At 37.1% G+C, this 25,706-nt stretch carries 17 protein-coding genes and 2 pseudogenes; 5 read left to right on the top strand and 14 right to left on the bottom strand.

Translation table 11 applies throughout. From position 1 onward, the window contains the following. Positions 1-57: 57 nt before the first annotated feature. From M3226_RS03605 to M3226_RS03595, 3 genes are all read right to left on the bottom strand, one after another. Complete coding sequence (locus tag M3226_RS03605) at positions 58-975, bottom strand: phosphate ABC transporter substrate-binding protein (protein WP_251562673.1); 918 nt, start codon at positions 973-975, stop codon at positions 58-60. A 247-nt stretch (positions 976-1,222) separates the two neighbouring features. Beyond that, positions 1,223-4,309: an efflux RND transporter permease subunit gene (locus M3226_RS03600; RefSeq protein ID WP_251562672.1), complete on the bottom strand. Its 3,087-nt coding sequence runs from the start codon at positions 4,307-4,309 to the stop codon at positions 1,223-1,225. Positions 4,310-4,529: 220 nt separating this feature from the next. Continuing rightward, positions 4,530-7,283: a bifunctional YncE family protein/alkaline phosphatase family protein gene (locus tag M3226_RS03595; RefSeq protein ID WP_251562670.1), complete on the bottom strand. Its 2,754-nt coding sequence runs from the start codon at positions 7,281-7,283 to the stop codon at positions 4,530-4,532. Between the two features lie 295 nt (positions 7,284-7,578). Between M3226_RS03595 and M3226_RS03590 the strand changes: the two genes are divergently transcribed. Beyond that, a complete protein-coding gene (locus M3226_RS03590) occupies positions 7,579-7,761 on the top strand; it encodes a YolD-like family protein (protein ID WP_251562668.1) in 183 nt (60 codons plus the stop codon). 353 nt (positions 7,762-8,114) lie between these two features. Here M3226_RS03590 and M3226_RS03585 read toward each other — a convergent pair whose 3' ends face one another. Beyond that, complete coding sequence (locus tag M3226_RS03585) at positions 8,115-10,052, bottom strand: PhoX family protein (RefSeq protein WP_251562666.1); 1,938 nt, start codon at positions 10,050-10,052, stop codon at positions 8,115-8,117. Between the two features lie 227 nt (positions 10,053-10,279). Here M3226_RS03585 and M3226_RS03580 point away from each other — a divergent pair, with 227 nt between their 5' ends. Both M3226_RS03580 and M3226_RS03575 read left to right on the top strand, forming a co-directional pair. Next, the gene (locus tag M3226_RS03580; RefSeq protein WP_251562664.1) at positions 10,280-10,990 is read left to right on the top strand and encodes a response regulator transcription factor; all 711 of its coding nucleotides are present in this window, start codon (positions 10,280-10,282) and stop codon (positions 10,988-10,990) included. Between the two features lie 161 nt (positions 10,991-11,151). After that, positions 11,152-12,012: an AraC family transcriptional regulator gene (locus M3226_RS03575; protein WP_251562661.1), complete on the top strand. Its 861-nt coding sequence runs from the start codon at positions 11,152-11,154 to the stop codon at positions 12,010-12,012. Positions 12,013-12,058: 46 nt separating this feature from the next. Here M3226_RS03575 and M3226_RS03570 read toward each other — a convergent pair whose 3' ends face one another. Next, entirely contained in the window at positions 12,059-14,188 is a 2,130-nt protein-coding gene (locus M3226_RS03570) for an ABC transporter ATP-binding protein (RefSeq protein WP_251562659.1), read from the bottom strand. Beyond that, a complete protein-coding gene (locus M3226_RS03565; RefSeq protein WP_251562657.1) occupies positions 14,188-16,044 on the bottom strand; it encodes an ABC transporter ATP-binding protein in 1,857 nt (618 codons plus the stop codon). Before M3226_RS03565 ends, M3226_RS03570 begins: the two co-directional genes overlap by 1 nt. A gap of 197 nt (positions 16,045-16,241) precedes the next feature. Here M3226_RS03565 and M3226_RS03560 point away from each other — a divergent pair, with 197 nt between their 5' ends. Beyond that, a complete protein-coding gene (locus M3226_RS03560) occupies positions 16,242-16,715 on the top strand; it encodes a hypothetical protein (protein WP_251562655.1) in 474 nt (157 codons plus the stop codon). Positions 16,716-16,767: 52 nt separating this feature from the next. Here M3226_RS03560 and M3226_RS03555 read toward each other — a convergent pair. From M3226_RS03555 to M3226_RS03540, 4 genes and pseudogenes are all read right to left on the bottom strand, one after another. Then, positions 16,768-17,199 (bottom strand): annotated as a pseudogene (locus M3226_RS03555) (DUF3237 domain-containing protein); the annotation flags it as partial. 78 nt (positions 17,200-17,277) lie between these two features. Further along, positions 17,278-17,730 carry an SRPBCC family protein gene (locus tag M3226_RS03550; RefSeq protein WP_251562653.1) on the bottom strand — a complete coding sequence of 151 codons (453 nt, stop codon included), beginning with the start codon at positions 17,728-17,730 and terminating at the stop codon, positions 17,278-17,280. A gap of 25 nt (positions 17,731-17,755) precedes the next feature. Beyond that, positions 17,756-18,550, bottom strand: coding sequence for an SRPBCC domain-containing protein (locus M3226_RS03545; RefSeq protein WP_251562651.1), 795 nt, complete (start codon positions 18,548-18,550; stop codon positions 17,756-17,758). 322 nt (positions 18,551-18,872) lie between these two features. Further along, a complete protein-coding gene (locus tag M3226_RS03540; RefSeq protein WP_251562649.1) occupies positions 18,873-19,757 on the bottom strand; it encodes an AraC family transcriptional regulator in 885 nt (294 codons plus the stop codon). A 126-nt stretch (positions 19,758-19,883) separates the two neighbouring features. On the opposite strand from M3226_RS03540, the pseudogene M3226_RS03535 reads away from it, so the two are divergent. Then, a pseudogene (locus M3226_RS03535) lies at positions 19,884-20,676 on the top strand (phytanoyl-CoA dioxygenase family protein). A 147-nt stretch (positions 20,677-20,823) separates the two neighbouring features. Here M3226_RS03535 and M3226_RS03530 read toward each other — a convergent pair. The 4 genes from M3226_RS03530 to M3226_RS03515 form a co-directional block, all read right to left on the bottom strand. Further along, on the bottom strand, positions 20,824-21,714 hold the full coding sequence (locus M3226_RS03530; protein WP_251562647.1) for a carbohydrate ABC transporter permease: 891 nt from the start codon (positions 21,712-21,714) through the stop codon (positions 20,824-20,826). Further along, positions 21,715-22,581 carry a carbohydrate ABC transporter permease gene (locus M3226_RS03525; RefSeq protein ID WP_251562645.1) on the bottom strand — a complete coding sequence of 289 codons (867 nt, stop codon included), beginning with the start codon at positions 22,579-22,581 and terminating at the stop codon, positions 21,715-21,717. A gap of 77 nt (positions 22,582-22,658) precedes the next feature. After that, positions 22,659-23,966, bottom strand: a complete 1,308-nt coding sequence (locus M3226_RS03520; protein WP_251562643.1) for an ABC transporter substrate-binding protein — start codon at positions 23,964-23,966, stop codon at positions 22,659-22,661. A gap of 169 nt (positions 23,967-24,135) precedes the next feature. Next, positions 24,136-25,560 (bottom strand): sulfatase, encoded by a 1,425-nt coding sequence (locus M3226_RS03515; protein ID WP_251562642.1) that lies wholly within the window; start codon positions 25,558-25,560, stop codon positions 24,136-24,138. Positions 25,561-25,706 lie beyond the last annotated feature (146 nt).

Below are 25,706 nucleotides of genomic sequence, written 5' to 3'. Positions count from 1 at the left end.
TAAAACGCAAAAAAAGGTAAATGCATTCTGCATTTACCTTTTTTAGGGGTATCATTCTTATTTATTTGATTGATTTCCTTTAGCATCACGTTCTACTTCCATTTTTGTTACAGGTAGATATCCTTGTTCTTTTAAAAGATTGTTTTGAATATCCTCTGACATCATAAAATCAAGGAATGCCTTAGCAAGATCTGTAGCCTCACCTTTTGTATATGAGTGCTCATAAGCCCAAACAGGGAATTTACCAGTTTGTACATTTTCAGCAGTTGGTTCTACACCATCAATGGAAAGAGGTGTTACAGATTTATCAGTAAAGTATGAAAATGCAAGGTAACCAATTGCACCATCTGTTTCGTTAATAATCTTTTTAACAGTGTTTGAAGAGTCTTCTGTGATTCCTTCAGCAGGAGTTGCACCATCAAGAGCAAACTTATTGAATACAGCACGTGTACCTGAAGAGTCAGGACGGTTTACTAGTACGATTTTTTGGTCTTTACCGCCAAGTTCTTTCCAGTTAGTGATTTTTCCAGTGAATACTTTGATTAAATCTTCTTTTTTAATATCTTTAATACCTACTTTAGGGTTAACTGCAGCAGTCATACCTACAACCGCTACTTTATGATCAACAAGCTGATCAGCTGGAATGCCTTCTTTTTCTTCGGCAAATACGTCTGAGTTACCAATTTGTACAGAACCTTCAGCAACTTGTGATAAACCTGTACCAGATCCACCGGCTTGTACTTGAATATCAACTTTTGGATTTTGAGCCATGAATTCTTCAGCGGCGGCTGCTACTAACGGCTGCATTGCAGACGAACCTGAAATGGATAATGAACCAGAAAGTTCCTTATTATCTTCAGTTTTCGTTGTGTTACCTTCCGTTTTTTCATTAGATGTCCCGCCTCCACATGCGGCCATGAAAACCATTACTGCTGCTAATAAAGTTAGAAGGCTTAAGTTTTTGATTCGTTTCATTTGCTTTATTTCCCCCTATTTGATTCATATTATTATATGAATCTATTTGTTTTCCTTACAGTTATAAATATAGACCATAAGTATTAATTCAATTTGAAGCGTATGTAAAGGTTTTGTAAAATCTGTCGTTTGGTTGATAATAATAGTTTTAACAATATTTCTAGCAAAAAAAAGGAACTCTACTTCACCGTTGGATATGTAGAGTCCCTTCCCTTCTTGGACTGAGTTTGATAGTGTGAATAAATTTTTATGCTGTTAGTCCTTGCTGCTGTTTTGAAGGTAATTTATTGGCTCTTCCACTTAGCCACTTATAGATGATTGGAACGATCAAAAGGCAGATAAGTGTGGAACTGATCATACCTCCCACAACGACAACACCCAATGTTTGGGAAATGATGGTGTCCCCTCTCCCTGATACAGCTAAAGGAAGTACTGTTAAAATAGTCGTTATAGCTGTCATTAAGACAGGTCTCATCCTTGTTGCTGTTCCACTAATAATTGCTAAATTGAGTTCTAATCCTTCAGTAAGATTTCTTTCAATCTTATCGACAAGGACAATCCCGTTTGTAACCACAATTCCCGTTAACATCAATAATCCAACTAATGCTGCAAGATTCCATTCGAGCCTAAAAATCATCATTGCAATGACGGATCCGATAAATGCTAACGGTATACAAACTAATACCGACAAAGGTGCTCTCCAGCCCCTGAAAACAGCACTAATAATTATTAGAACAAGCAAAATAGAAAAGAATAAGGCCAGTGCCATTTCATAAATCATCTGATATACCTGCTCAGGAGCACCTGCGAAGGAGAACTCGACACCCTCAGGTAAAGGCATTTTTTCTAAAGCACTTTTGACTTTTTTCGATACATGTCCTATATCACTTGAAATGATATTGGCTGTAATTGCTGCATAAGGATGTCCATCTTTTTCTTGAATTACCGCTGCTCCTGACGGCTCTAGGGCAGCTAGCTGATCCAGCCGGACTTTTTGTCCTTCCTTACTTACAAAGGTCTCCCCGCCTAGTAATGTAAAAATATCTTTTGTACTGCTATTTTGTCTATCTGAATGAATAACAACAGGAAATGTACTCTGGTTAATTGAGATAATGCCTTTTGTACCCTCAGTGGTATATTGCTGAATACGATTTAAAATATCATCTAGCCTAATTCCATAATGATCAATCGCCTTGCGGTTAAGCGTAATCTGATACTCAGTTATATGATCTTCATCTTCCGCAATCCCCTGTACGGATAATCCTGGAATCAACTTGAGCTGATTTCGGATAGTTTGCGCCAATGATTCCAATGTCTGATTGTCTGCTCCAGTAAGATTAATTTTTAACTGAGAATCATCGCCCGCTATACTCTGATTTGAAACAGTATAGACAGCCTTACTTGACAGTGTATTTAATTGTCTCTGTAAACTCTCAGTAAAGGCATTGACATCAGTCCCCTTCTTTACCATTAATGATAAATTGGCCATATTGGGCTTTTGAAGCCATCCTCCTCCAGCATCAAACACATCATCCGATTGAGGGGTAAATGATGAACCTAGTCCTGAAGAAAATGAGTCCACTTTTGAGTTTTTTGAAAGTAAGGATTCCAATCTTCTCACTTCTGCGTCAACTTCCATTAATGAAGTATTTTGTGGCAGTTCAACCTGTACTGCGATTTGTCCAGTATTATTACTAGTAGGTAAAAAATTGACAGGAAGGAAAACAGCTCCTGCAGACGTTAATAAAAATAAGGCAAGAAAGGCGAAAAACACTTTTTTCTTGCGTCCAAATACCCAAGTGAGTATTTTATGGGCAATAGGTTCAAATTTATCATTATTCGAGATTGGTTTTCCCTTCCAAAAAAGGTTGTAAAGTGCTGGAACAACCAGAATGGAAACAAATAGTGAGATAATTAACGCAATGACTACAGACCAAGCAAAACCTGAAAAAGCTGAACTGACCATTCCCCCTATTAGGGCAATTGGAACATAGACAGCCACAGTGGTGGCGGTTGATGAAACAATTGCAGGAATCATTTCACACACTGACTGTGTTAATAGGTGATCGCCTGTTTGCCCTTGTGCCATATTGACCTTACGATTCATATTATCAAGGATAACAATCGAGTCATCGACCACCCTGCCCATGGCAACGATAAGCCCTGAAACTGTCAGAATATTGAGACTGATTCCCATCATTTTTAATAAGCCGGTTGTAGCTAATAGACAAATTGGCAATGAAAGAGCAATTAATAAGGTAGAACGGACTTTACGGAAAAACAGAAAAACACATATCATTGAAAACAAACAGCCTAATAATCCTTCCTTTATAAGCCCTTTTAACGAGGATTTAACTTGCACACCTTGATCAAAAAGGATGGCAAGTTGAATATCCTTATTCTTAAATGAAGGAATATCATTGATTTTGTCTTTTAATCGATCGGATACATCTGTGATGTTGGAATCAGGTGTCTTTAAAACATCTAGTAAAACACTAGCATTCCCGTTTGTTCTTGAGATGGTCTCAAGGTTTACTATGGAGTTTGATATCTCCGCCACATTAGAAAGTGGTATGCTTTTACCACTTTCATTATGTAATGGCAGTTGCATCAAATCCTGCTGATTTAATTCCCAACCTGCAACCTTGACTGGAATAGAAACCTGATTGTTTGATACTTTTCCAATCATTCCAGTTGTATAGTCCTCAGCAAGTGACCGTTTCACATCATCTACTGTTAGCCCTGCTTTTCTTAAATCATTCATCCTCAGGTTAACGGAATATCCTGCAGAGCCCCCACCGGATACTCGGACATCCTTGACTCCTGGAACTGTTTGCAAACGATTGACGAAATCTTCTTGAATAGCCGTCCGAAGGGTATTTTCCGTAATGTCGGGAGAAGCACTCATCAGACTTACTCTCATAATCGGCATGGATTGGGTACTAAGGCGTGTTACTAACGGTTTTTCAATATCAGCAGGCAGTTTAATATCACCTATAGCTTTGTTCACCTGTTCCTCCGCTTTCTCCATATCATAGCTCATTGGAAAGTTTAAACTGATCAATGCCCCTCCATTAAAAGAGTTTGTTTCCACATCCTCAAGACCTCCTACTACCCGTACAGCCTGCTGGATCGGTTCCGTTATTATCGTTTTTACTTGATCAGCTTGGTAATTATCAGCACGAACAGTTATCGACAGAGTTGAATTATTAATTTCCGGAAAATAATCTCGCTGTATTTGCCATGCAGACATTCCACCCCAAATGAGTATCAGAACAATAAAAGTTACAATTAGAATCGAATGTTTCATCGTTTCTTTTATCAATAGTTTCATATTATTTCATCCGGGTAAGGAAAAAACCCGAACCCCTCCCCCTTACGTGAATTTTTATCAGTAAAAATATGCACTTAGTAAAACCTATTTTCTGGATGAGTTATGCCTTTACCCCAAAAAGCGTTCATCATAACAATAGCTACCCAAAAGGGGGGTAGCCATTGTTACCTACTATCTAGTTTCTTGAGAATCCCATCATGAAACTTTCAGGCATGTGCTATTAATCATTGTCAGCAGGAGACGGTGCAAAGCTTTCAGGCTGTTTCTCAACCTCTTCTGGGGTATGGGCTTTTTTATCGCCCGGATATGGTTTGTCAAAACCTTCTGTAGAATACCAAACTGCATGATTAAGCATGTTGGCGTTGACTTCATCAGGTGAAGCATGTTTACCAGTAAACTTGTCCTTATTCTTGTTAGACCATTCTGTCCATTTTTTAGAAAGTTCCTTTGCCTCAGATGTCACTTGTTCCGTGTTAGCAAGTGCTGCCGTATTAGCGTTCGGTGAACCATTTAGAGTGTCAATTGGGATTTGATTTGGTTCAAAGTTATACGGTGTAAAGTCCGGCTTGTTCGTAAAGAGCTCACTCATCGGCTCTGCCGCTGCATCATTTTGGTTCATGGCAGGAAGACCAAGAATTTGCTCAATACTGCGTACCATGTTGATGACAGTCCAGTAGTGGCTGTCAGTAATACCTTTCTTCACCCAAGGGCTAATGACATGTGCAGGCTCACGGTGGCCGTCCACGTGATCTAACCCATTCTGTGCATCATCTTGGGTAATAAAAATGACAGAGTCTTTCCAATATGGGCTGTGAGAAATCAGATCAACGATTTTACCAATCGCCAAATCATTGTCTGCAACCATTGCCTGCGGTGTTGGAGAACCGGTTGCATTTCCTGCTGTATGGTCATCCATCACCCACAAAGTGTTAAGAGCTGGTAAATCATTATTTTTGACGTGTTCTTCAAATCGCTGCTTGAAGATTTCGAATCGATATTGATCAGGAATATTCGTATCAAACGTCGGGAACGGCTTATACGTGATAGGTCCAAGAGATGGAATATCGTATGTTGCCGAGTAGTTTCCAATTGGAACATGAAGATCACCTTGCTTCTGTCCAGAAAGGATTAGGTAATCGTTATACCAATCAGTCCACGTTCCAAATGGTGCTGAACCTGTAAAGCCTGTTGTATCTTCCCCAAAGTTCTCGACTGATACATTATGTTTAGCGGCTTGATCCCATAAATGCCCTGTAGGTGCATATGCCATTGCATCCCCGGCACCGCCTGGATAGCTTTTCACATTAGCTGTATCTGTTTCTTTATCCTCATAGTCTGTGTTCGTACCTTGCATTACCCATTGGTGTCCGCTCGCTGATTGAATACCTGAGGTATACACATTATCCAGAAGCGGGAAGGTAGTAGCAAGTTTATGAATGTTAGGAGTTACAGCTTTAGGGAACTGTGTTAATGCTGGTTCTCCATTACCTTTGCCTAAATCACCTAGTACTTGGTCATAAGTTCGGTTCTCTTTGATAATATAGAAAACATGTTTAATAGTTGATGGCTCACCAACACGCTCAGGCATGGCAACAGGTTTCTTGTTGTTACGCGGCTTAGCATTCAGATCCTTTAATCCAAACCAGTTATTGTTAGCATAGACCTGCTTTGTTCCCTTAGCAAGATCCTCAGCTTGAGGGAATGGTATCAATGAAAGAGATCCCATTTGCGCATAAGAGGAGTGACCAGTAACCTTAATTCCTTGGATCGTTAAATCACGGGCTGGTCCTCGTGAACCAATTCCATCCGCATTCGCAACTACTAAATTTTTATTTTCAGTATCCACAGCAATATCCACTGGGAACCAAGCCGTTGGTAAGAGACCCTGCAATTCAGGAGTTTTATCAGGACCTTGCCAATCATATACCGCAATGGCATTATCACGACCAAGGCTGACCATTAATTTGTTATCAACTACCTTAACCGCGTTCGGCGCAGAACCTTTAGGCGCATTTGGATATGGTTTAATATCAATCGTTTGAGCAACAGTATTCGACTTTGTGTCAATGACAGAGACGCTGTCACTGTTGGTATTTGTTACAAATATGTACTGACCGGATTGTGTCATACGTTCAGGCTGCACGCCAACTTCAATTGTTTTTGTAACTTTGTTTGTTGTAAGATCAATAACTGAAACAGTTCCTGTTGACGTTGCACCTGTTTTAGGGTCCACGACAACTTGAGTTCCAGAAGAGTCAACGGTAGTGTCTCCAGCTTTCGCTTTCCTACCGCCTTGGTTGGTAACGTAAGCTGTGTTTCCATCTACTAAAACGCTTGTTGGCGCATTATCTACTGCAATTTTTGCTGAAACAGCTCCTGTTTGCGGATCAATCACTCCCAGACTGTTGTCACGGTTAAGAGCTACTAAAAGCTGGCCTTCTGGTCCAAATGTTAAATCAAGCGGGTTGATATTTCCGCCTACAGCTGCATTTGGAAGGGTATAAGTCTTTTGTATAGTAGGAGTTCCGTCTGTACCAACAGACATAATAACTACCTTACCCTTTCCGCCCTTCGATCCAGTTGCATAAAGTTGATTTCCATCCTTTGAATAAGATAGACCCCACATAGTAGAAAGACCCAAATCAATATCTTTTTGCATCAATTTTCCTGTTGCAAGATCGATGACATTGATTCCCTTACCGCCATAATTGTTTCGGCCAACGATGGTTACAGCGGTTTTTCCCTGCGGATTTACCGCAACAGTTATCGGGTTTCCGCCAAATTCAATTTGCTTTCCTGCCGGAGTAATCAATTGGTTTACAGGAGTTTGCACTGACCCATCTGCTTGTTCCCCCACTAAATTACTTCCAAAACCAGTTTCTTGTGCAGCGTAAGCCCCTGCTGAACCCAATAGCATGGTACTTAAAGTTAGTCCAGCAAGCAGCTTTTTCTTTTTTCTAAGCTTTTTTAACATTCCTCTCATCCCCTTTTCTTAATACAGTAATAGAATACTATTCTTTTATTAAGCTATAATTTAGCCATTGTAAAAGTTAAACGAAGCAATGTAAAAGTTAAATGAACAAAATTCTGACTATTTATCCATAACTTTAAGACTAATCAATTTCCCTAAATCTACCATTTTAGTAATTAAGTCATATTTACAAAGTTATTAGATCGTTAATAATTCTTTAACATCTGCTTCATCTTCCCTTAAAATTCTTTTCGTATAATTTGATTATGTTATGGGTTACTAAAAAGGAGGAAATTAAATGTTCTTACAAAAACTAGCTCAGGGTGGACTGATTACGATTGAGTACTATAGAAATGGAATTTTACGGACCCTGAAAGGACGGGTATATCAACTAAATCTCAAAAAACAAGTCATTTCATTAATCGATGAAAAACAAGTGCTACATTCTATTCGTTTATCTGGTATTAAACAAATTCATTAAAAGTAAAAAACTAACCTTCTTAAATTAAGGTTATTTTTTTGTCAAAAAACTCTAGTTAAAGAACTCAAGGAACAGAAAAAAAACCTGAATTTATCTCTCAGGTTCTTTTCAATACAATATGAAATTATTAGCTAGGATCCCCGGAGGTTGGACCGAGGCAGCTTTCAGTTTAGCACCTAAGATAAAAAACGCTAGCGCCCCAAGACAGCAAAAGATCGAAAAAAACATAATGATAGATCGTATCTTCATGTAAACACTCCTTGATGATAGTAAAATATTGAAAGTCCAGGGCCAATTAATCAAAAACTCCGGTAACCATTGATTACCGGAGTTTTTGCTTTTAGATCTATTAATTATTTATTTAAATCGCTTTTTACATCTCGATTTGTATTTTGTAAATCTTCTAGAGAAGGTAACCCAGAGATATAACCTACTCCACCAGTACGGTCAATTCCGATTTCTTTCTCCATCGCTTGTTCTAATTGGGTTTTATCGACTGCCGTAATCTTCTTACCTTCTAATTCATCCCCTGGATGCTGGAAATTACTCATAATGTAAGAGAATCCGTTACGGTTATCCGCAGCAAACAAACCAGTTGATTCAGCTCCAGCTGGAACAGATAAAATTCTTGTTAATTCTTTTGAATCCACATTATATGCCCATACAAAGTTATTGGTATGCATTCCGCTATCCTCGCCAATAAATAAGGTTCTTAATGCTTCCGAATAGCTTAAATTATCAGTATTAGCTACTGAATTCACGTCTGCTGTATTTCCATAAGCATCTGCAGATGGCATATCTTTACCCGCGATTAAACCAGACATACTAGCTGCCACATATTTACTATTAATCTTTTGGCCTGAGCTGTCTTTTTGACCATCTGTTAAATTTAATTCATATGTTACACCTGATTTAATTTTTGGAAGTTTCATATCATCGACTGGATCAGCTGCGTTTTCGACCATACCATTACTCTGATCGGAAATCGCAATGTACACTTTTTTATCCTTTTCGTTAAGAGTTACACCTTCCATTTTGTTAAATTCAGAGGTGGCCCCAAGTAATGCTGCATAACGGCGGGATTCTAAAAACGCGGCTGCCTTTTCCATACCAGGCTTTAGTTTTAAATATTCTGTTTTTCCATATGAATATTGCTTGATAGCTTTGAAGCCCTCTTTTGGAACATCAGAAGTTTCAAAAATATCGCTGAACTTAATGCCGCTGTCGATAATCCTTTTAACTTCCTTATCAGTTGAATGACCAAGTTTGATCCATTCTAAATTACCAGCTCCGCCATTTTCGGTACCGCTTTGGTGGAATTTCGCTGCATATAGTGTGCCCTTTGTAAGATCCTTTGCTTTATCCGCTACATACATAAACATAGTGGTATAGGAACCGTCATCTCCAAAGAATGCTGTACGCTGATCAGGCATCATCTTCATCAATTCATGAGAAAAACGGCCAATACTATAATGTTTTGCAACAGAAGCCTCTCCATCTTTATCTACTTTAATTTCAGGAATGAATCCATAAAAATATGGATTTGCCTTTGACTTATCCCCAAAGTAAAGCTTAGCAAAACTTTCTACCCCAGTTCTTGCAGAAGAATTTGGATCAAGCTCAAAACTCCGTGCATCTGGCTCATACTCCTCAGATCCTAAGTGTGTATTCCATGGTGAAAGGGAACCATTACATGGGATCCACAATCCATTTACACTTGAAAAATCAATTTTTTTAACCTCTTTAGGGGTCAATTCCCCTGTTTTCTTATTTTGTTCCAATGTAGATAATGACATGGACGCAGGAACAATTCCATATGCTGATTTACCAGCCGCATCAATTGTTTGGTATTCATAATGGGTCACCATATATTGTTGTCCATGGATTGGGTTCAATAAACTATTAGAATCCGGCGCATCTGATACATAATATGTAGGTTTTCCTTCCACACTCATATCCATAATTGGGTCACCATTCACGTCGATTGGTGTGCCTGCAGGAATCAATTTTCCTTTGTTCATAGCTACTTTATCTTCAGATTTAAATAGCCTTTTATAAGAAAGTGGGAAATTCTTTACTTCACCATTACTATACTTTACATCCATTGATGCAGCCGTATAGGTTTGAACCATCTTATCAATCGTTTTCGGTGCTTCCATTCCATTAAACCTTACGGAATCAATGGTAACATGACCATTCCCTGCAGCTGCAGCCGGTGTTAAGGCAGGAATGGTTAGTGCTAGTCCTAGTGCAATAGTAGTTGCTTTTTTGCTAAAAAATTGTTTTCCCATTGTTCTCCCCCTGGTATCTAGAAACTTTTTGTTCACATATCTATTAAATAAAAAAAATATTAACCTAGAGTTTCCGGATTGTTAAGGGTTAGTAAAGTTAGGTTAAATCCTTGTAAAGTTTCTTCATATTAAATTGTAAAAAACAGTAACTGAAATTATCATTTATTTAGAACTCACATTTTAACTACGAAATTTATTACTATATTACTTGAACCATGGGGGATATCATGAAAAATAAAATACTAGTGATTGATGATGAACCATCAATAGTTACTTTACTTCAATATAATTTAAGCCAGGCTGGTTTTGAGGTGTTAATAGCCATGGATGGTGAAGAGGGTAAAAGGCTTGCTGAAACGGAGTCTCCAGATTTTATTCTATTAGATTTAATGCTGCCAAAGTTAGATGGAATGGAAGTGTGTAAGCAACTTCGACAACAAAAGATCATGACTCCTATTTTAATACTCACAGCTAAAGATGACGCACTTGATAAAATATTAGGACTAGAGTTAGGTGCGGACGATTATATGGTTAAACCTTTTAGTACGAGAGAGGTCATTGCGAGAATTAAAGCAATTCTAAGAAGAACCCAGGTTCAGACTGAAGCGGCTGACATAAAAATAGATGAAAAAGAATTTGTAATTGGTGAATTAATAATCTATCCCATGAAATTTGAAGCTTATTTCAAAGGAAACCTCATAGAATTAACTTTAAAGGAATTTGAATTGCTCGTTTATCTGGCAAAAAATAAGGGACGAGTTCAAAGTCGTGATGAACTGCTCAACGCTGTGTGGAAAAATGACTTTTCTAGCGATACCAGAATTGTGGATGTCCATATATCCCGTTTAAGAGAAAAAATAAAAGAAGAAACCAAGAAACCAGTTTACATAAAAACTTTTCGAGGGGTTGGCTATAAATTGGAAGAGCCAAAATGTTAAATACTTATGTAAAAGGCTTCCTTCCCTCTTTATAAGTCTAACAGCCTTTTTTCATCCTAAAAGTAGAATATTCCTATGTGTAGACAAGTATATTTTTACAATTTTCGCATATAAATAACTTAAAATAGGAATCTATTAATAAAGGATGAGATTCAATCTTTATGAAACTAGGCTGTTTGGCATCAAAACTTAATGAGTTGACGTATTCCTTATTATTAGCAGGTTATAAAACTTGTCCATCAAATTGGGCTAAAAAAGGAAAAAAAACTCTTTATCATTCTCTTTGGTTTGTTACAAAAGGAACGGGTGAAATTGTGATAAACGGTAAAAAGAATACACTATCCCCAGGAAAACTGGTCTTCTTTGCACCGGGGATGATCTGCGATAAAAAAACTTCCTCAATAGACCCTCTTGAATTTTACTTTATACGTTTTACGCATGCCGGGGTATTTGAGAAGCAGGAACAATGGCATTTTAAACTTCCGCAGGATTTGCCCTTTCCATTACATGGAGTGTATACCATAAAAAACAGTGCAGGTGTTGTCCTTCTATTAGAAGAAATTAATCATTTAACGAAACGAAGAGGTGCAACAATCGCTTTTAAACAAAAGATTCTTTTTCAAGAACTGCTCCTAACTTTTATACAAGACTTTCACTCTCAAACCATTACAGGGGATACAGGTCAAGGAATTGAAAAAACCATTGATTTCATAAGTAATCATTATAATCAGATTATAACCTTAACAGACTTGGCAAAGATGGCGGGCTTAAGTAAAAGTCATTATTCAAGACTCTTTAAAAAAAATATCGGATACAGCCCTATTGAATATTTAACCCATCTTCGGATTGACCGCGCAAAGGAGCTTCTCGCCCATTCAGATATCCGAATCAAAGAAGTTAGTCAAAATGTCGGATATGAGGATGAACTCTATTTCAGTCGAATTTTCAAAAAGATAGTAGGAGTCTCCCCTACTCAGTTCAGTGATGAGCAAAAATTATTCCCTTCTCCATTAAAAAGTTAAAAAAGGATGGCATACTCAGAAGAGGTACCATCCTTTTTCGCGTTTATTATACTTTTTCCTTAACCCGTGTTCCTTTGTTCTGATTAACACATAATTGATAGTAAACTGATTGATTTCTTAACAGCTGTTGATGGTTCCCCATTTCTATGATTCTTCCTTTATCTAAGACTATTATTTTATCTGCATGTTGAATGGTTGAGAGGCGATGAGCAATAATAATCGTTGTTCGGTTCTTGGACATCTCTTTTAAAGTATCTTGAACGGCTATTTCTGTTTCTGTATCAATATTGGCTGTAGCTTCATCAAGTATTAGTACATCATTATCAGCAATCATGGCTCTTAAAAATGCGAGCAGCTGTTTTTGACCGGCCGACAAGACGGTCCCTTCCTCTCCAAGTATGGTTTCATATCCTTGAGGAAGCATTCTAAAAAATGAATCAATGTTTACAGATTTGGCTGCCTTTATAATGTCTTCATTACTTACATGCCGATGATTTAAGCGGATATTTTCATATATACTGCCTGAAAAAACAAATGGATCCTGTTGAATAATGCCAATATGTTTTCTAAGATCATTTAAATGAACATCCTTTATATTGATGCCATCAAGGGTGATGATCCCCTTTTGATTATCATAAAACCGGTTAACCAGTTGAATAATCGAGCTCTTGCCTGCACCTGTGGCTCCAACAATTCCCACTGTTTCTCCTTTTTTTATAGTGAAATGGATATCCTTTAATACCCAATCTTTGTTTTCGTAAGCAAACCAAACGTTTTGAAAAACGATGTTTCCTTGGACCTTCTCAGGAAGTTTCTTAGTATGAACGGGATTTAGAATAGTCGGTTTGGTTTCCAGCGTTTCAAATATTCGTTCAGCTGATGCCAGCGCCGCTTGTATTTGGTTAAATCTGTCTGCAAGTCCTCTTAGCGGTTCAAAAAACTGCCTTACATAATGTGTAAACGCATATACGGTCCCAAAAGTAATACCTCCATCTAAAACACTTCTTCCCCCATACCAAACTAATAGCGACAGTGAAATATTCCCGAAAAGTCCGATCGAGGGGTTAAAGATTGAATTAATAATGGTTTGACGCATTCCGGCCCGATAATGCATCTCATTTAATTCATTAAACATCTCCAATTGTTTTTCTTCACGTGCAAAAAGCTGAATCACACTCATACCCGAGAGGTTCTCGGCAAGAAAGGAGAGGAGCCTTGAAAGAATTGTACGCAGATTCCTTTGGGTTGTACGTAACACCTTTTTAAAATAAAAAGTCACGATTCCAATTACAGGGATGACTAAGAAGCAGATAAGTGTTAGTTTAACACTCATATAAAGCATCAGGATAAGAATTCCAACTAGAATAAGTACCTCTTTTACTAAATTAACAATGACTTGTGAGTAGAGCTGGTTAAGGGATTCGACATCATGGGTAACCCTTGTTACTAACCTTCCAATCGGATTTTGTCTATAAAATGACATCTCCAATCGGGAAAAATGCCGGAACAATGCTTTTCGAAAATCGTAAATGACATATTGCCCAGTAAATTGAAGGGAGTTATTCTGAAAATAGGTACATAAAGAAGAACCAATAATCAATAATAAATACAGGATTCCTAAATAGATTAAGCCTTGATAATCATTTGTTCTAAATACATTTACCTCTTTAGAATGTAAGAGCGTAATTGGATATGAATGACCGCTGATCTTAATTTCATTGTTTCTTGAATTGACTTGATAATCCTTAATCTGATTGAATCCTTTATTCCAACCATGAACAAGATAATAGGAATTTTTTATTGGTACGATAGCTACTTTCTGAGTTCCTGAAATCGGTTGAACTGGTGAATCAGAGGGATTCAATCGAAAATAAACGTTATGGTCCAAGATAGCTATTTCCTTATATGAGATGTCATCTTTTTTCAATAGTTCTTTCACTATGTGGGCTTTTGACTGCTGCGTAGAAATCATCGGGTCATATAATCCATTTATGTGGGAGTCAATCGCGATTTTCAGTATAAAGGGCTGCGCTAAGCTGGCTATAACAATACAGCCAGTTAACAGAATCGAAAATAAAATCAGTTTCCAATATGGTTTGGCGAACGATAGCATTCCCTTTGCAAGTTGACGGTCAGCCATTTTTATATGGTTTCTATCTTTTTTATTTCGAATCATTAGCCCCTCCTTCTCTTAATAAGAATTTTTCTCTCATGAATGGAAGGGAACTTGGACTGAACAAGTGTCAGTTCTGTTGTCTGCTGGTCATACATTTTTTTATAGATTCCATTTTCTCTTAAAAGTGTCAGGTGTGTCCCCCTTTCCACAATTTCACCATTATCCATAACAATAATTTGGTCAGCATCTTGAATGGTAGAAATTCGGTGGCTAATAATGATGGAAGTTCGACCCTTCATTTCGGTCCGAAGAGTCCTTAAAATATTAGCTTCTGTTTTAGAATCTACAGCTGACAGACTGTGATCAAAAATCATTATAGGTGATGGTTTAATTAATGCTCTTGCAATACTAACACGCTGCCGTTGGCCGCCGGATAATGACAGTCCTCTTTCACCTAATTCTGTACTAAACTGTTCTGGACAATCCATTATGTCGTTATAAATGTGAGCTTGCCTTGCTGCATGAAAAATTTGCTCATCATGATAAGATTTTGGGTCAAAAGCAATATTATCTTTTATGGTCTCGGAAAATAAAAAATTGTCTTGCGGGACATATGCAATGGAAGAACGAAGTGTTTTTAATGGGACATCGCGAATATCATGTTGATCGATATAGATTGTGTTTTTAGGAGGATTGTATAAACGTAGAAGTAAGTTGACTAAGGTTGATTTTCCACTGCCTACTTTCCCAACAATGGCTAAACTGGTTCCTTTAGGGATTGAAACGTTGATATTGCGCAAAGCATACTCCGTGTTTAGTTGATACTTAAAAGATAAATTTTTTATTTTTATATTCCCTTTTATAAAAGTTAAAGGGAGCACCTGTTCTTCATCTTTAATTTCAGTTTCAGTGGATAATACTTGACGAATTCGGTAATCCGCGGCTTTTCCTTGTTGGAGGAGATTAATGACCTTACCAATGTTTTCAATTGGGCCTATCAACATGGATAAATACGTATTAAAAGCGACAAAATCCCCAAGTGTGATGGTGCTTTTCATGACCAGAATGGACCCCACTACGATAGATAGTAAATAACTAAGTCCAATAATCCCTTGACTTAGTGAGGTAAAGAGGGAGTTCGCGCGAATTAAGTGCTTATTTACCTCAACGTTTGATTTATTTTCTTTTGCAAACTTCAATGTTTCTTCTTCTTCTTGAACATATGTTTTAATTACACTGATTCCGGAACAAAATTCTTGGACACGGCTTGTTAATGTGCCTATCGCTTCTTGTACTTTTAGGGAATGTATTTGAATCTTAGTCCGAAACCGATAGGCAATATACGTTAATCCAGGTAAAGGTAATAAGACAAGAAGAGTTAAATAAAGATTAATTGTTCCAGCCATCATAATTAAAGCAATCGTAATTAATACAGCCGCTTCTACCATCTGAAAAAACCCTTGCATCCCAACTTGCCTTAGGATATTTACATCGTTTACGGCATGAGCCATCAAATTCCCAATTCGCTGGTTCTGGTAGTATTCAGCTTGCATTTTCTCCCAATGGGAAAACAATTGAGTCCGCAGGTCCCGCTCCAAGATTCTTGACATTCGGAATATATAGATTCGTCCACTTGACCGAAACAAAAAAGTGCCGATTCCTAGAATTGTAAACCATAAGGCTAATTCCCACAGTTCCGAAACTTTAATGGATTCATTTTGCAGTCCATCTGTAAACTCCTTTAGTAACATGGGAACCCATAACTGTAGTATGAGTGAAATTGATAAAAGGATGGATCCAAGTAAATAATTCCACTTATGTAATAAAAAATGTTCTCTAAAGATGGAAGCATTTCTCATCGTCACCGCTCCTTCAAAAAGGATATGCTTAGGATATCCTAACTTACATACAATCACAATGGATTTCCCCATCATCTTTCATGGATTATTATGCTTTATACATAAAAAATAACCTCTTTCTTTAAATTTGCGAAAGAGGTTGAACATATATACAGAGTACTGAAACTACAGATCTATAAATTACCTACTTGTCCATTACGGGCTCGCCTTAATTACATACACTAAATAGAATTCATCAATTAGGAGTGAAGAATATGTCTTCTAACATGTTGACAAATGTCAGATTTGCCTTGGCTTATACAGTACAAGCCATTCGATATACAGAAAGTGCGTTAATCTTTTTTCGGGAACTGACTGCTTTTCCTTTTCCTCCGAATCCGATTAAAGAACAATTCTACCAAGATGCGATCGATAGTCTTACAGAGTCTTATCTGGCCATTAAATCTCTACCCTTTGATACTTATCTCCCAAGTGACCCCCTTTTTCCAAATATACCTGTAGCTCCTGAAATCCAAGATAATGAATTACTGATTAATCTTTCTGATAATCGAATTTCACTGGCCTTAAATAAGAATAACGAATCGATTAATAATATTAACCAAGCGATATTGTTAAGTAGTAAGAATGATAAACTTAATGGACAGCTTCTATTCATTAGACTTGAGTTAGAACTTGCAAGAGAATCATTGGTTGCAGGTTTAAATGCTTCTGATTTTATGATGGGTTAAGAGACTGGTACTGTTCCTTTTTAGGACAGTTCTTTTTTTGAGAATAAAAACTTTATAAAACCTTATAGAACTTTAATAAAACTTTATCTGGTAATCTAGTGGCGTAACATATAAAAGGGTGATTAATCAACCATTTATATCTTTCATCATATACTTCAAAAATGGGGACTGTTCGAAAGTAATATCATTCAGGGTCTATGAAATTGCCTGCTTTTACCGCCTATGCATATTCTGCCGGAACAGTACGTATTCCATTATTTTCAATATAAATGGAAGCACCGTCCTCTAATTGAATGGCATATCTTGCGGAAAGTTCACATTTTCCATCCGGACGAATAATTTGACTATCAATTCCTCCAGGCATTACTTTTCCTTTAAAGCCGTTTCCAATTACTTCACCCGATAAAATAGGTATGAGCTGCCGCCTGCCAACCACGTCATCTTGCCCCACTACAATCGGTTTATCTACTTCTATAAAAATACTGAATACTTCCTCAAACCCTTCATGTTTACCTACCTAAACCTGGGACATTAGCTTTCAAACGTTGTTCCTCCCTTTTCCCTACATATTTTTTTCAAGGATATATTTAATTTTTTCTAAGTCTTTTTTGTTAGCCTTTTTCATCATCGAGCCTATGAATGGAGTAAACAGTTTTGAAAATCCAGTTGGATTCCCACTGTTTCTCAGTGTCATTCTAGTTCCATTGTTATCAATCGATTCCCAAATGTAGGTGGTCTCCATCGGAAACGGTCCGTCAGCTGTTCTCATCACGAGCTTATGGTTTGGAACAAATTCAACAACTTCGTAAATATAGGCTAGCTCTTTTCCTAAAAAATGGGCTTTGAAAGCAATTTGCGAACCGATTGCTAACGGTTTTGGTGATTGCCATTCTACTGATTTGATGTTTTCATACCATTTTGGGGCATTGTCAGGATTAGCTGCATACTCCGTAACTTGTTTAAGAGGAGAGCGGATATTTATTTCTGTTAATACATCTACCATAACTTCATTCACTTCCCAATACCAACTAAGATGTTTTTTATTGATTTTGTTCTACATAATTTTTCAACAAGGTGCCTAAAAGATATTTCCACCCTTCTGAGTGTTCTTGTTCCCAGTTTTCGCGAATGATGCCAGATGCATGATGGGAAAGTTGCAGCAATGTCGATCCTTCCTTCTCAATAAGACGATAAGTATAGGAACTGTTTACGGCTCCTTGCATTCCTAAATGACCATGGAGGCGGATTTCTTCTGGTACGTTCACATAGTAAACATTGCCCCATACAGCTCCCTGATTTTCACCCCATTTTTCGATGAATTGTCCCCCTGGTACTGGGCTAAATGTGAATTGCGACGATTCCCCTTTTGGTGCTAAACGGAACTCCCACCAATCACCAGCCTGTTCTGTTAATGCTTTGAATACTTGTTCACGCGGAGCATTAATTAATACCTCTTGTTCAATTTTAAAAACTCGGCTTGTGTTTTGTTCTGTTGCTTTCATTCTAAAATCTCCTCCTTTGTTTTCAACGACTGCTTGCAAATTTAGCAGTGAATTGGCAGCTGATTCCATATATTTTCCGATCCATCGGTTATGCATCTTTTGGAGTGGAACTGCGTTGAGAAAATTGCGTCGGTATTTTCCTTCACGCCTCACTATGACTAAGTTCCCTTCCTCAAGTAATGATAAATGCTTCATGATTGCATACCTTGTAACTTCCGGAAAATAATCGTCAAGCTCGCCTGTTGTTTTAGGCGAATCCTTCAGAATATCAAGAATTCGCCTGCGAATGGGATGTCCTAATGCTTTAAAAAGTGTGGAAAGTTCGTCTTCCATACAAAATATCCCTTCTATAGATATACCTGAATCTTATGTGAACATATAGTCACATGTTTCATGTGACCTTATAGTAACATGTACTAGAACAATAATCAATCTACCAATTTACTCCAACAAAAGAAACTCAAATTGGAATTGTTGATATTATAGTTTTTAGTGATAAAATGCAAAAAATACTTACGGACAGTTTACAATTCTAAATTAAAAGAAAGCTTCCCTGGTTTTACCCCCCATTTTCAGACAACAAAATAACGCTAAAAGGCAACTCTTGTTCAATTTGAACGGATGTCGCCTTTTATTTTTGTTTTCTAACGGAGCATTATCTTATTTTTTTTCGGTACAATGATGGTGACATCTTTGTAAATTCCTTAAATGTACGATTGAAATAACTCACATCATCAAACCCAACTTTATTAGCAATGGAGAGAATTGTGTCGTTTGAATGAAGTAAAAACTCCATGGCTGCTTTTATACGGATATCATTTCGGTATTCAACAAATGTTTTACCGACGATCTGTTTAAATTTTGCAGTAAAATTCGATTTACTCATACCGGACAATTTGCATACTTGCTCAAGGGATAAAGGTACATTGTAGTGAGTATTAATAAATTTACAAATCAGGTTTACAGCCTTTGTGTGGTCATTTTGGCGAAAAAAAAGAGGATTTAAACGCTTTTGATTCCAACGGCTTAAAAAGATAAATAATTCTATCATACGGGTTTTGACTAATAATTGGTAACCAAATTCCTTGTTGTTATATTCATGAGCGATACTTTGAAGCTGCAATTTCATTTCAGTTTGCTCGGATGGTTCCAATACTAAGTGATTATTAAACTGAGCAAATTCCCTTAGAAATGGTTCAACGTAAAAAATAGATAAGAAGGAATCCTCACCCACTAGTGATTGCAATTCCTTTTTCAATAATTCCAGTTGGAATAGTACATTAAACACTTTTAGATTAGTATCTTTTCCCACTTGAAATCCGTGTATTTTTCCAGGTTCAATAATAAATGCATCGCCCTCTTTTATGGGATACACAAATCCCTCATACCAATGTTCACCCTCTCCCTCAAAAACATAGACTAACTCAAAGAATTCATGGGTATGAGGTTCAATATTCTCATTACGCTTTATTGTATAAGTTGATATAAAAAAATGAAATTTTTCATTTTCAAAAAAATACTCGGCCTTTAAACGTTTCATTTAAAACTCCTTCCCTTTTCTTTTTTATAGTATATCAGCCAATTATTATGGCAGATTTTCCAAGACGATCATCCCATTAATCCATTAAACTTACTCGTAGGAACTTAATTTTAGGAGGGATTGTGAATGGAAGAAAATCTTCTTACAAAAGAAAAAATTGAGTTTTATCGTGAGAATGGCTTTGTACAAGTTGACGATGTCATAACCCAAGAAGAGCTTCTTGAACTTAGAACTCATTTAGAAGAAGTAATGGCCGCTAGCAATGGTTTATCTATTCAAACCGATACGAAAGGAGGAGCTTACTATCGGGTACTTAACCAACGAGTCAATACGTGGCGAGACCATGGAGGAATGGCAAAATTTGTTTTCAACCCACGATTCTCAAATTTAGCCCTCCAATTAACTGGGTCAAATGGGATAAGATTATTTCATGATCAAGCATTATTAAAAATGCCAGGAGATTCGAAACCAACTCCATGGCATCAGGATTTCCCTTATTGGCCAATGAATAAAGATGTGGCAGAAAAAACAATCTCTATTTGGATTGCACTATGATGTGGACGAACACAATGGTTGTATGATGTTCCTGCCTAAATCTCAAAAAGCTGGACAGCTTAAACCAATTAATTTAGCCGACCCCGAGGATCTTCTCGAATATGCAAAAGACACTGGTTTAGAGAATAAAAAACCTGTTATTGTTAAAATGAAGGCTGGAAGCTGTACTTTTCATAATGGTTTAACATTCCACTATGCTTTTGCAAATAATACAAATAAACCACGTAGAGCATTTGTTATGATTTTTATGCCCGATGGTACGACCTATAACAATAAACCCCATCCCATAACTTCTGACTTGGGATTAGATAAAGATGCACCGCTCAAGGGCGGCATATTTCCACTATTATCCAAAGAGGGCTAATTCAATATTACTTTTTAATAAACATAAAAAAACTTATAATTTCAAATAGAATAAAGAAATAAGAAAACGGATAATATCTGTTTTCTTATTTCTTTTCATTTCTATTAATATGGTTACGGATAAAAAGCTTCTAAAACAATTGATATGTTACTTTATTGAACCGGCTGTCATACCTGCTACAATCTTTTTGTTGAAAATGATAAACAAGATTAATGGTGGAATCGAAATCAACAATATATTGGTAAATAATAAGTTCCACTGAGTGTTAAACATACTAGAAAAATTATAAAGTGTAAGCTGTAAAGTTGCATTTTCAGAACCTGGGTAAAAATAAAGCGGATTAACAAAATCATTGTATATTCCAACGGCGGTCAACACGATGACAGTTGCTGATACAGGCTTTAATAGTGGAAAGATAATCTTAAAAAACAACTTAAACTTCCCACATCCATCGATTAATGCTGCTTCATCAAGCTGTTTTGGAATGGTTGCCATAAAGCCTTTATAAAGTAAAATAGTAAACGGAAGGTGTAGAGCAACTTCGACCAAGACAATCCCTGGCATTGTTTTAAACAATCCAATTCCATTCAACACCCAAATCGTGGGTACAATGGCTGGAGGAATGATTAATCCTGTTAAGATTAAAAAATCGAAGAATGGTGTTAACTTTGTTACTTTCCGATGTAATACATATCCCGCCATCGAACCTGCCAAAATCAAAATTACGATGGAAAATCCAGTGATCAAAATACTGTTTACAAATGCGTGCTGCATCATGTTATTCTGAGCTGCCAGGACCTCTTTCATATTTTCTACTAAGTGGAAAGAAGAAGGCCAACTCATATTTAACAGGGAGGATTCCTGTGTATTTTTTACTGCATTGATCATAACGAAGTAGAAAGGTATTCCAAAAATGATTAGTGTTAGAAGGACTGCAATAGTTTCAGTAATAATTTTTTTTATGCTTTTACTACTAAACTTTCTATTTTCAATAAAGGCAACTGGTGACGCAGCAGTTTGTTCGGCTATTTTACTCATTTATAAATCCACCTCTTTTTTATTTAAGAAGGCATATAGAGGGAACGCTAAAGCAGAAACAACTACAAATAAAATAACATTTCCGGCTGTGGATAAACCATAAAAGCCGCCTTGGTATTGCTTATATATAATAGAAGCTATCAAATCCGTGCTGAAACCTGGACCACCTTTTGTCATTGCCCAAATCAAATCAAATGAACGCAATCCGCCAATAAAAGCTAAAATAATGACTGAATTCATAGCCGGCCGGCTTAACGGTAAAATAATGTTCCAAAATTTATGAAAACCATTCCCACCATCAATCATTAAAGCCTCATAATATTCTTCCGGAATAGACATTATACCGGCAATAAATATGACCGTTGCTATTCCTACTCCCTTCCAAACATCGACAAGCGCCACCGATAAAAGAGCAATATTCGTGTCACCTAACCAATCTGGCCCAGCAATTCCAATAGTTTTTAGTGCCAAGTTAATGAAACCTTGAGAAGGATGCATTAACACGGTAAAGGCCATCCCTACAGCAATAGTACTTAAAAGCGTCGGAAAAAACACCATCGATCGAATGAAACCTACAGTCCGGATTTTAGTACATAAAAATACCCCAAGCAATAGCCCAATAACAACCTTCAAGCTACAAGTTACCACTGCGTAAATAATCGTGTTTTTAAATCCTATATTTAAGGAAGATTCTGTGAAAAAAGTTTTAAAGTTTTCTAAACCTATAAATTTCCAATCTGTTAATGACCACCATGTCATACTGAAAAATAATGACATAATCGTTGGCAGCAAGAAAAAGACAAAATAGATAATACCTGCAGGCACTAAAAATAAGTAGGTATAAGTTTGACTTAAGCTCCTATTCATTTCTCTATCTCCTCCCATATTATTAGAAAGATTGGCCCTGCAAAAATATAACAGAGCCAATTTTCCTCACTTTTTATTTACCAGCCTTTAAGACCTAGCTGTTTGGCTTGCTTTTCTACATCTTTATCATATTGTTCCGCACCTTTTTTCGCCGAGGAAATTCCACTGCCTACTTCCGTTGTGATTTGTGGTAAGCTTGGTCCTTTTATGGGGCTAAGAAATTCTAGTGCAAGATTTGTTTTTCCAGATTCAAAGAACGGCAGCATATCCTTAACAGCAGGCATAATATTGTCTGGCATCTTTGCATCTTTAATAACAAGTGGACCTTCTGGGTTCATGTTTTCAAGGTACGTCTTCACGCCCTCTGGGGAGACAAAATAGGATACCCATTTTTTTGCGGCCTCTACATTTTTACCTTCTTTGTAAATATACACGGCTCCTGGCATCCAAACTGTAATTCCATTTTGTTCTGTATTATCACTAGGCTGCGGGAAAAAGCCGATGTCATTCAGTTTATCAGGATAATTTTTTGCAATGGCAATGAGAGCTGATGAGAGCATAGGATAGTGTGCACCAGTACCCTCCGCAAGCATTTTCACCCCTTGCTCATAGGTAGTAGCTTTAAAATCTTTGTTCAAAAAGCCCCTCTTGTACACTTCCGCCAATTTTTCAAAACTTCTAAACGCAGCTGGGGTATCGGCAATTTTAGCCTTGTTAGCTGTATATTTTTCAGCAAAATCCGGTTCTTGCGCTAGGACATTATAGTTATCAGCAAGGTAGATAAGCTGAGTTGTCCAGTCTGTTTTATACGTACCAATAACGGCCGTTTTACCCGCAGCTTTTATTTTCTCATTATTAGCCATTAATTCGTCCCAGGTTTTTGGAACTGAAAGACCTAGTTCAGCATATACCTTTTTGTTATACAACCAGCCGCCAGCCGAGGTATTCCCTGATGGAACACCGAACACTTTACCATTGACTGTAACCGTTTTCTTAAACAGATCCATAACATTATCCATAAATGGTTCATTGGTCAAGTCAACAAAGTTTTTCTCAGGATTAATCGCTTGCAAAAGAGAGCCTGAATTATAAACAAGCAAATCACTCATATCACCAGTAGCCAAACGTGTTTTGACAAGATTGTCCCCTTCCCCACCTGTCGGGGTAGTTTCAATCTCGGTTTTGATATGGTATTTTTTTTCAATATCTGCAGAAACGGCTTTAATTCCATCCAAGACGGCTGTATTTCCAATGGAAAGTTTTAATGTTACTTCTTTTGAACTTGAATCGCCGTTTCCATCTGTTTTACTGCTGCAGCCAGCTAAAATTCCTGCAACGAGTGCAGCACTTGATAATACGGCCAAAATCTTTTTTCTTTTTAACATTTCTTTTCCCCCTTCATCCTATTAATCTATTTAAAAAATTATCTAAACCAAATTTATAGATTTCTTACTTAAACCGATCTTTGGTGTATGTAAAATAGACTTTTGTTTTGAGGATCATGAAAGGTTCTAAAAGGTTTGAACTGAATCCTAATTTAATCAGAAATTTCTGTTAATTAACCTTGAAGTTCCCCCCCTGTATCTCAAATTTATTACTACCATGAGTAACAGGAAAGTCAATTCGTTCGCGTCTTGGATTGGCTAACCACTCTTCCCAGGTTAATCCATACTCAGATAAAATTTTAATAATCCGTCTTTTGAATGGCAGGCCTTCTTCTCTTAGAACAACCTCCATAGGATCAGCACGATTATTTAATTTGGATTTTATCCAGTTATTTAACATTATTTCATATTTCTCTGTTATTTCAGGCAGCTTGTCGGCTAAGTTGATCTCCTCATTTGGATCCTTATACAAATCATAGAGCTCGTATGGCGGGCGGGTAAATAGACCTGAGTCGTATGTTTTTATAAATTTATATTTATTTGTACGAACTCCTCTACTTGCCTGCCAAGCACATTCACTTAGGTAGATTTCCGAGTGAAGGTGCTCCTCTGTTCCATTTATTAATCCCCATAAGCTTTTGCCGTCTAGGTCATTGGGCAAATCTGTCCCTATTGCTTCTAATATGGTCGGCATTAAATCAGCATGTTGAACTAAACCTTTTACCCGCACCCCGTTATGAATTTGCCCGGGCCACCTTATAATGAGAGGGACATGAACAGTTGATTCATACAAACCGCAATGATCCCAATAGATATCATGCTCTGTTAAGCTTTCACCATGATCTCCAAACAGGATTAACATCGTATCATCCTTAATACCTAGTTCAAACAAATAGTGATCTAAATCTTTGAGGATATCATCTAGGTATCGAATCTCTGCATCATATAATGCATCTACATATTTGGTATCTGTAACGTTCCCAAGTAAATCAAAATGATGAAATTTAAAGAAAGGATAAGCGAGATGATTATAAGCTCGCTCCATACTCCTACTCGTTGGGTCGTAAGGATCTTTTGATGAATCATAGAAGGGTGGGATGTATTTCTTTGGTGGTAAATATGGTGTGTGTGCATCCCAATAATGGAGGAATAAGAAAAAGTTCTCATCTTTATGCTCTTTAATCCATGGTTTTGCTAAACGATTAACGGTATGTCCATCGATCCACCTAGTTTTTCCGATTGTGTTGATATAATATTGATACCCTCTTGCAAACCATTCTTTTAAATGATATAAGTTGTCCACTGCACCAGTTGTAAAGCCAGCTTTTCTGAGCATATTGGGCAGCCATTCATAATCTTTTGGTAGGAAGGAGGAAGGAGAACCATGGGAAACGACCCCGGTCGTTAAACCAACCTTACCAGTGAAAATACTAGTGTGGGCAACCTCAGTAGGAATATCGGACGCGTAAGCGTTTTCAAATAATACCCCATCTCTCGCAATTTCATCCATATAGGGGCTAGTAGGAAGATGGTAGCCATAACAGCCTAGCCTATTTGCACGAAGTGTATCTAAGGAAATAAATATGATTTTCAATTTTCACCTCTCCTTATAAAGGAATTCCTCTAGTTAAAATGGTCTACTTTCCCTCATTTTACTGTTTATTATAGTAAAAATCATAGTCTATTTGGACATTTTACTGGTCTATTAGGACATCTATATTGTTGTAAGTAAAAAACAGT

The sequence above is a fragment of the Neobacillus cucumis genome, assembly GCF_023715505.1.
This window is presented reverse-complemented; position numbering and strand designations above follow the sequence as displayed.